We start from the raw sequence: 7,808 nt of genomic DNA on the forward strand, positions 1-7,808 counted from the left end.
CAACCTTCCCGTGCAACTGCTTCAGCGTCGCCTGACTGAAACCAGTGCCCACCCGGCCAGCATAAATCAGCCCCGGATGTTCGCCCTCTTCATTGACTGCCAGTAGCAAAGCGCCAAAACCACTGCGACTGCCTTGCGGTCGTGTGTAACCCACAATCACGAATTCTTGACGCAAACGACATTTGAGCTTGATCCAATCGGTACTGCGTTTGGACGTGTAGAGACTGCCCAGCCGTTTGCCGATAACACCCTCCAGCGACATGGCGCTGGCGCTTTCGACGATATCCCTAGGGTTGGCGGTGAACGCGTCGGAAAAGCGTAAAAGCCGGCTGCGCTGCGCATCAATCAGTTTTTTCAGTGCGGCGCGACGTTGCTCTACCGGCACTTGCCGCAGGTCCTCGCCGTTGATAAAGGGCGCGTCGAACAGAAAATAAACGACGTCTTTACTGCGACCGATGTCGAACGCGTTTTGCAGTGCCTGGAAATCCGGCAAGCCCTTGTCATTGAGCATCACCACCTCGCCGTCGAGCCAAGTGTCTTTGAGGCCCATGGCAGCCAGCGCCCTTGCTTGCAAAGGCAAACGATCGGTCCAGTCTTTATCGTTGCGACTGAGCAGCCGCACATGGCCATCACCGAAGTGAGTGAGGATTCGGTAACCGTCGAATTTAATTTCATATAACCAATCGCCGCTGGGCGGTTTGTCTACCAACGTGGCGAGCTGCGGCGCCAGCTTTTCCGGGACGCTAGTGACTACGGCTTTCGGTTTAGCTTTCACCGTTTTTTTTACCGGCTTGGTTTTTCCGACACGTTTGCCGCTGACCACGCTTTTCGGCAGCGCTTCAACGATGTCGTACTCGTCGCCGGGTCGGGCAATTTCGTCTTTTTCCTTGATCAACAACCACTGTTCCTTGTCGCCGCTGCCATTGAGCCGCGTGCGCACCAGCGCCCATTCTCCGGTCAATTTCTCACCGACCAAGGTAAATTTGAGTTTGCCTTCCTTGTAGGTTTCCTGCGGATCACCGTGTGGCTGCCAGATGCCACGATCCCAAACGATCACATCACCCGCGCCGTATTGGCCTTGCGGGATGCTGCCTTCGAAGTTTGCGTACCCCAACGGGTGGTCCTCAACATGCACCGCCAGGCGTTTATTTTTCGGGTCCAGACTTGGCCCCTTTGGCACCGCCCAACTTTTCAACGTGCCGTCCAGTTCCAGGCGAAAGTCATAGTGCAAATTGCGCGCATCATGCTTGTGGATAACAAAACTCAAGGCCTTGCTGCGGCCTCGAGTCGGCTTATCATCGGAAACTTCAGACGGCTCTGACGTCACGTCGAAGTTGCGTTTGCGAACGTATTCACTTAACGGCTTGGCCATATTCACTACCTTGCGCTGGACTGGAACGGACACGTGCGTGCAACAGTGTCCTCAACTCAGATCAAGAAACTTTGGTGGTCTTCTTTCGAGCCGGCGCCCGTCGTTTCGCCGGCGCGGCTGCGGTTTTTTTCTCAGAGGATTTAGCCGGCGTGGCAGCACTTTTGCCGCCTAGGCTGCGTTTGAGCAATTCGGTAAGGTCGATAACATTCGCGCTTTTGCGTTCGGTTTCGCCAGCGTCGGTTTCAACATCTTCAATTTTGCCCTCACGCGCCTTGGTCTCGACCAATTGCATGATTTTTTCCTCGAAGGTGTCGCGGTATTCATCGGGCTGCCAATCAACGCTCATGTCCTTGACCAAGCGCTTAGCCATGTCGCGCTCACTTTTGCTCAACGTTGCCTCGGTGACCGCTTCGGTCAATTCAAGGGTGTCGAGCCCGCGGACCTCGGCAGGCCAGCGAAGAATCACCAGGACCATGGCGCTATCCAGTGGCATCACCGCCGCCAAATGTTGACGGGTGTGCAGCACAACGTTTGCCAAAGCGACTTTTTTGGTATCGACCAAGGTTTCACGGAGCAACGCGTAAACCTTCTCGCCGCGCTTGTCGGGGGTCAGGAAGTAGGGGGTGTCGATGTTCTGCAGGGGGATTTGTTCACTGTCGACAAAGCCGAAAATCTCGATGGTTTGCGTAGATTTGGGGTGGGCAGAGCGAATTTCGTCTTCGCTGAGCACAACGTAGCGACCCTTCTCGTACTGCACACCTTTGACGATATTTTCCTTGGTCATGTCTTTACCGGTGACCTTATTGATCCGCTTATAGCCAACCGGGTCCATGCTGCGCTTGTCGAGCCAATCGAAATCCACCCCTTTCGAAGACGTCGCAGAGACCAGCGCGACCGGTATATGCACCAGACCGAAACTGATCGCGCCCTTCCAGATTGCTCGTGGCATCGCCTGACTTCCTGCGTGGTCCCTGTTTTTAAATGACAGGGCCACAAGAGCAAAGTTTCGGGGAAGGCGACGAGGTGGAATCTGGAGCCAACTTATTGGCGAAACGGCTCAACTGAAACACCGTATTAAGCCTCGCCAACAAGTTGGCTCTACAGGGTGAAGCGACTGCGCGGCGGGGTATGAGGATATTATTAAAACGACCTAAACGTTACGCGATACAAAAACACCGGGATCAACATGGAAACGTGCCGCCAGACGGGCAATCATTTCCACGGTCATTTTGCGTTGCCCGCTCAGTATCCGTGACACCACGGTTTTGTCGCCTATTTCTGGAAGATCAGCTCCGGTCAGTTTGTTCTGCAACATCAGCGCCTTGATCAAATCAATATCGGTCAGGGCAGCGACACCCGCATTGAAGGCGGCGAACTGCGGCGCATGGTCTTCGTAACGACCCACGGTGTCGCAGAGAGTGTCGAGCAAAGTTTGCTCAACGGCATCCAGAGTTTGGCCGTCGGTTAATTCGTCGATCACCGTCAGTGCTTTTTGATAGTCAGTATCGGTTTCGATTAACGACATCAGAATCCCTTTTGAAAGTTAGTAACCATTTAGCAACCCTAAAGAATCAGCGTTGCTAAATGGTAAACCACCCTCAATGCCCAGTCTTGTCCAACTCACGCAACTTCGCCGGCAATGCCCACAACAACAGCGCCGCAGCTATCACGCAGGCGATGCCAATGACGTACAGCGCTGGGGTGGTGCTGCCGGTGAGGTCTTTGATGCGACCGACCATGACCGGACTGACGATGCCGCCGAACTGGCCTAGGGTGTTGATCACCGCAATGCCGCCTGCAGCGCCCGCCCCGGCTCCGGCCAACAACTTCGGTGGCAAGGCCCAGAACGCTGGGATCGAGGCGACGATGCCTGCGCCGAGCAAGCTCAGGGCAACGATCAGGAACACCGTGTGGTTAGCAAATATCCCGGCACTGAAGAAACCGATGGCGCCCAGCACTACCAGCCCGGCCACATACTTGCGACGTTCGCCGCTGGCATCGGACAAGCGTCCGACCACCACCATGCTGATCGCGCCGAAAATGTAAGGAATCGCAGTCAGCAATCCAATCATCACCGGACTTTCAGTGCCGGCACTGCGAATCAACTGCGGTGCCCAGAAGTTCAGGCCGTACGACGCCACTTGAATCAGGAAGTAAATCAGCCCAAGCATCAGGAAACCGGGCAGTTTTAGTGCCGCCAGCAATGACCCGCTTTTGTGGGGTTCGTGATGGGCAATCCGGCTCGACAGGTAGGTCTGTTCCTGCGGGGTCAGCCAGTGGGCGTCCGAAATTTTGTCTTTAAGCACCATCAGCACCAGCAGCCCCAACCCTACACACGGCAAGCCGCCCAGCAGGAACAACCAATGCCAGCCGCGCAGGTTCATCACACCATCAAGATGACCGAGCACCAGACCCGAAATCGGTGCACCAAATAGCCCGGCAAATGCGGAAGCGAGGAACAGCATCGAGGTAATGCGCCCGCGATAGTGCTGCGGAAACCACAGCGTCAGGTAGTACAAGACGCCCGGCGCAAAACCAGCTTCCATCGCGCCGATGACAAAGCGCAGCGCATAGAACTGCCATTCGGTATTAACGAACACCATCAATGCAGTCGCCACGCCCCAAGACATCATGATCCTGGCGATCCAGCGCCGGGCGCCGACCTTGTACAGCATCATATTGCTCGGTACTTCGAATAGCACATAACCGACCACAAACAAGCCGGCACCGAGGCCATAAGCGGTGTCGCTCAAGCTCAGGTCAGTCTGTAACTGGAATTTGGCAAAGCTGATGTTGATGCGATCGAAGAACGCAAACAAATAACAGACCATGATCAGCGGCATCAGGCGCCAGGCGACTTTGCTGATCAGGGCTTTTTCCGCGCCGACAATTTGCGCAGGTGTGCTGTCTGCGTTCAAAACAGAGATGGTCATTTCAGTGTCTCCGGGCGGACTTCCCATAGGTGTCCGATTGTTTTTGTTGTGGGTCCGGAGGCGTCGTGGCGCCCCCATGGTCAAGCGTGGACCAGGATCAAAAGAGCAAATTTTCGGGTGCGGGGTGCAGGTCGCTATTGCGCCCCGCTTTGGCGACCTGACCGGGCATTTCGTGGCCCAGGAGCGCAGGCAAACTGCGCGACATCTGCAGCAAATGCGGCAGATCTATGCCGGTCTGAATACCCATTTCTTCGCACATATTCACCAAGTCTTCGGTGCAGATATTTCCCGAAGCGCCTGGCGCAAATGGGCAGCCGCCCAAGCCACCGAGGGAGGCGTCGAAGCGGCGCGCACCTGCTTCATATGCTGCCAATACGTTGCTTAACCCAAGACCGCGAGTGTTGTGAAAGTGCAGGGTCAATTGCGCGGGCGCCACTCTGGTCAATACGCGCTGAACCAGTCGGTAGACCTGCCGCGGATTGGCCATGCCAGTGGTGTCGGCAAGGGTGATGCCTTGCATGCCCAATTCAAGGTAGGCATCGACAATGTGCAGCACACTGTCTTCGTCGATCACGCCTTCGAAGGGGCAACCAAAGGTGGTAGCGACAGTGCCATTGAGGCTCAGCGAGGTGCCACGCGCCAATGCCACGACATCGCCAAACCCGCTCAGCGATTGCTCGCGCCGCATGCGCATGTTGGCCAGGTTGTGCGTCTGGCTGGCGGACATCACCAAATTCAATTCATCGGCGCCAGCGTCCAAAGCACGCTGCGCGCCCTTCAGGTTGGGGATTAAAGCGACATAAATCACCCCTGGCTGACGCTGAATACCACGGAATACTTCGTCGCCGTCGCGCAATGCCGGAATAGCTTTCGGGGAAACGAAGGAACCGGCTTCAATGCGAGAAAAACCGGCCAGCGACAGTTGATCGATCAAAGCGATCTTGTCGGCGGTTTCCACCCATTTCGGTTCGATTTGCAGGCCGTCACGCGGGGCGACTTCCTGCACGATCAAGCGTTCGCAATAGTCAGTAATCATTGCACCACGCCCTCGGTTTTCAGGCGGGCGATGTCGTCGGCGCTGAGCCCCAAGCTGTCGAGCACGCTGTCCGTGTGTTGGCCCAGAGTCGGACCCTGCCAGTTAACCGAACCGGGGGTTTCAGACAGTTTCGGCACAATACCGGGCATTTTCACGGCAGCGCCGCCTGGTAATTCGGCGTCGAGAATCATGCCCCGCGCTTGATAGTGCGGATCGGCGACGATGTCGGCCACCGAGTAAATACGTCCGGCCGGCACTTCAGCGGCTTCCAGTGCTTGCAGGACCACCTCGATGGGCTGGCTCATGGTCCACACGCTGATGGCGTCGTCGAGCATGTTGCTTTGCAGCGCGCGACCATCGTTGTGGGCAAATTCCGGATTTTCCGCCAATTCAGCGCGGCCAATGACTTGCATCAAGCGCTTGAAAATCGGGTCGCTGTTGCCGGCAATCACCACATACGCGCCATCGGCGGTCGGGTAAGTATTGGACGGCGCAATGCCCGGCAAAGCGCCGCCGCTGCGTTCACGCACATGGCCCATCATGTCGTATTCCGGCACCAGGCTTTCCATGACGTTGAACACGCTTTCAGCCAATGACACATCGACAATCTGCCCATCGCCCTGCCCGGTCTTGACCCGCAGCAACGACATCAGCGCACCCATTACTGCGTGCATCGACGCCAGGGAATCACCGAGGCTGACGCCCACCCGCGCAGGCGGTGCGCCGGGGGTGCCGGTGGTGTAACGAATGCCGCCCATGGCCTCGCCGATAGCACCGAAGCCCGGTCGGTCACGGTAAGGGCCGGTTTGGCCGTAGCCAGAAATGCGCACCAATGTCAGCTTGGGGTTTATCGCATGCAGAACGTCCCAACCCAGCCCGAGTTTCTCCAGCGCACCGGGCCGCAAGTTCTCGATCAGCACGTCAGTGCTTTCGGCGAGTTGCTTGACGATGGCGATGCCTTCGGGGGATTTGAGGTTTAGCGCGAGGGATTTTTTGTTGCGTGATTGCAGGTACCACCAGAGGGAAGTGCCCTCATGGAGTTTTCGCCATTTACGAAGAGGATCACCTTGACCCATCGATTCGATCTTAATGACCTCGGCACCGAATTCAGCCATCAGGCGCGCAGCAAAGGGGGCTGCAATCAGCGTTCCGATTTCGATTACACGGATTCCGCTCAGGGGAGCAGTCATCGTCAGTACCTCATGGTTCTTGGAATTTGAGCCAAAGGTAGAGGACTGCACAGCGAATAATCAAACCGTCAGTTGGCAAGCGTCGTTCGCCAAACGCGAACGCTCGCGGCGAAGCGTCTAGTTCGCGCCCTTCGCGATGAACTGAGTGTTCAGGCGTCGCAAGTGCTCGAACAATGAACGACTGACCGGTGACAGTGCTTCCAGCTCCCGCGCGACCAGGATCAGCGTGCGTTCAGACCAATCATCGCTGAGCGACACGGCGGTCAGCCCGAGGGAGCGGCCAAACAGTTCATAAGCCTTGCGTGGCAGAATACCGATGCCCATGTTCGCCTGAACCATTCGGCACACGGCATCAAACCCTGGCACATGAATTCGCAGACGCAGTATCCGCCCGCAAGCACGCGCAGCGGCATGGGTACGCATATTGATCGAACTGGCAGAGTGCAGGCCGATGTGATCGCTGTCCAGGGTGTCGGCGAATGCCACGTGATCACGCTCAGCAAGCGGATGATCGCTGCGCATCACCACCACCAACGTGTCGTGACGATACGGCACACTGAACAGGTCTTGGGTGTCGGTGTCTTCCGAGCAAATACCGATGTCCGCCACGCCATCAACGATGCCCTGCACCACGCCGGTACTGGGCCGCTCTTCCAAGTCAATTTTCACTTGTTCGTGGCTTGAGACGAAATCGTGCAGGTCTTCCGGTAAAAACTGAATGATCGCCGAGAGGTTCGCCAGCATCCGCACGTAACCGCGAACGCCCTGAATGTGCTCGTCCAACTCCAGGCCCATCTTTTCCATGCCGAACAGCATGCGCCGTGCGTGGTGCAACAGGGTTTCCCCGGCAGCGGTCAGCGTCATGCCTTTGGCGTTACGCACGAACAGACCAATACCCAGCGCATCTTCCAGTTCCATCAAACGTTTGCTGGCCGCCGACACCGCAATCGCCTCCCGCGCCGCCGCACGGGTCAACGTGCCCTCCTCATGCACCGCAACGAATAACTGCAAGGTGATCAGGTCCAGACGGCGGGTTAGGTTTTTGTGCAGCATGGGGTTCGGTACTCGGGTTTCACGATGCAGCAGGATAGCGCCAGGCCATGAAACCGCGCAGGCCTTTTTCGCGAACAAGTTCGCTCCCACCGAATCTCGGCATGCCGCCGGATTTGGGGCGCAGTTCACAAAAACTGTGGAGGATTCTATGTTTGACGGCAGTTCACAGATCCCGGTGGGAGCGAACTTGTTCGCGAAGGTAGCGCCGCGGTATGTCTGATAAG

At 56.8% G+C, this 7,808-nt stretch carries 7 protein-coding genes; all 7 read right to left on the bottom strand.

What is annotated here, in order from left to right; translation table 11 throughout:
* Positions 1–1,372: non-homologous end-joining DNA ligase (ligD, locus tag M0974_RS02530; protein ID WP_297832313.1), on the bottom strand; the 1,372-nt coding region annotated here is incomplete at its 3' end.
* A 61-nt stretch (positions 1,373–1,433) separates the two neighbouring features.
* Entirely contained in the window at positions 1,434–2,321 is an 888-nt protein-coding gene (locus M0974_RS02535) for a Ku protein (RefSeq protein WP_297832315.1), read from the bottom strand.
* Positions 2,322–2,522: 201 nt separating this feature from the next.
* Positions 2,523–2,897: a transcriptional regulator gene (locus M0974_RS02540; protein ID WP_297832318.1), complete on the bottom strand. Its 375-nt coding sequence runs from the start codon at positions 2,895–2,897 to the stop codon at positions 2,523–2,525.
* 73 nt (positions 2,898–2,970) lie between these two features.
* The gene (locus M0974_RS02545; protein WP_297832320.1) at positions 2,971–4,305 is read right to left on the bottom strand and encodes an MFS transporter; all 1,335 of its coding nucleotides are present in this window, start codon (positions 4,303–4,305) and stop codon (positions 2,971–2,973) included.
* A 97-nt stretch (positions 4,306–4,402) separates the two neighbouring features.
* Complete coding sequence (locus M0974_RS02550) at positions 4,403–5,341, bottom strand: hydroxymethylglutaryl-CoA lyase (protein ID WP_297832323.1); 939 nt, start codon at positions 5,339–5,341, stop codon at positions 4,403–4,405.
* Positions 5,338–6,531 carry a CaiB/BaiF CoA-transferase family protein gene (locus M0974_RS02555; protein WP_297832326.1) on the bottom strand — a complete coding sequence of 398 codons (1,194 nt, stop codon included), beginning with the start codon at positions 6,529–6,531 and terminating at the stop codon, positions 5,338–5,340. The genes M0974_RS02550 and M0974_RS02555 overlap by 4 nt, the downstream gene beginning before the upstream one ends.
* A gap of 117 nt (positions 6,532–6,648) precedes the next feature.
* Positions 6,649–7,584, bottom strand: coding sequence for a LysR family transcriptional regulator (locus M0974_RS02560; RefSeq protein ID WP_297832329.1), 936 nt, complete (start codon positions 7,582–7,584; stop codon positions 6,649–6,651).
* Positions 7,585–7,808 lie beyond the last annotated feature (224 nt).

It is taken from the genome of Pseudomonas sp., assembly GCF_026224925.1.
Classification (GTDB): domain Bacteria; phylum Pseudomonadota; class Gammaproteobacteria; order Pseudomonadales; family Pseudomonadaceae; genus Aquipseudomonas.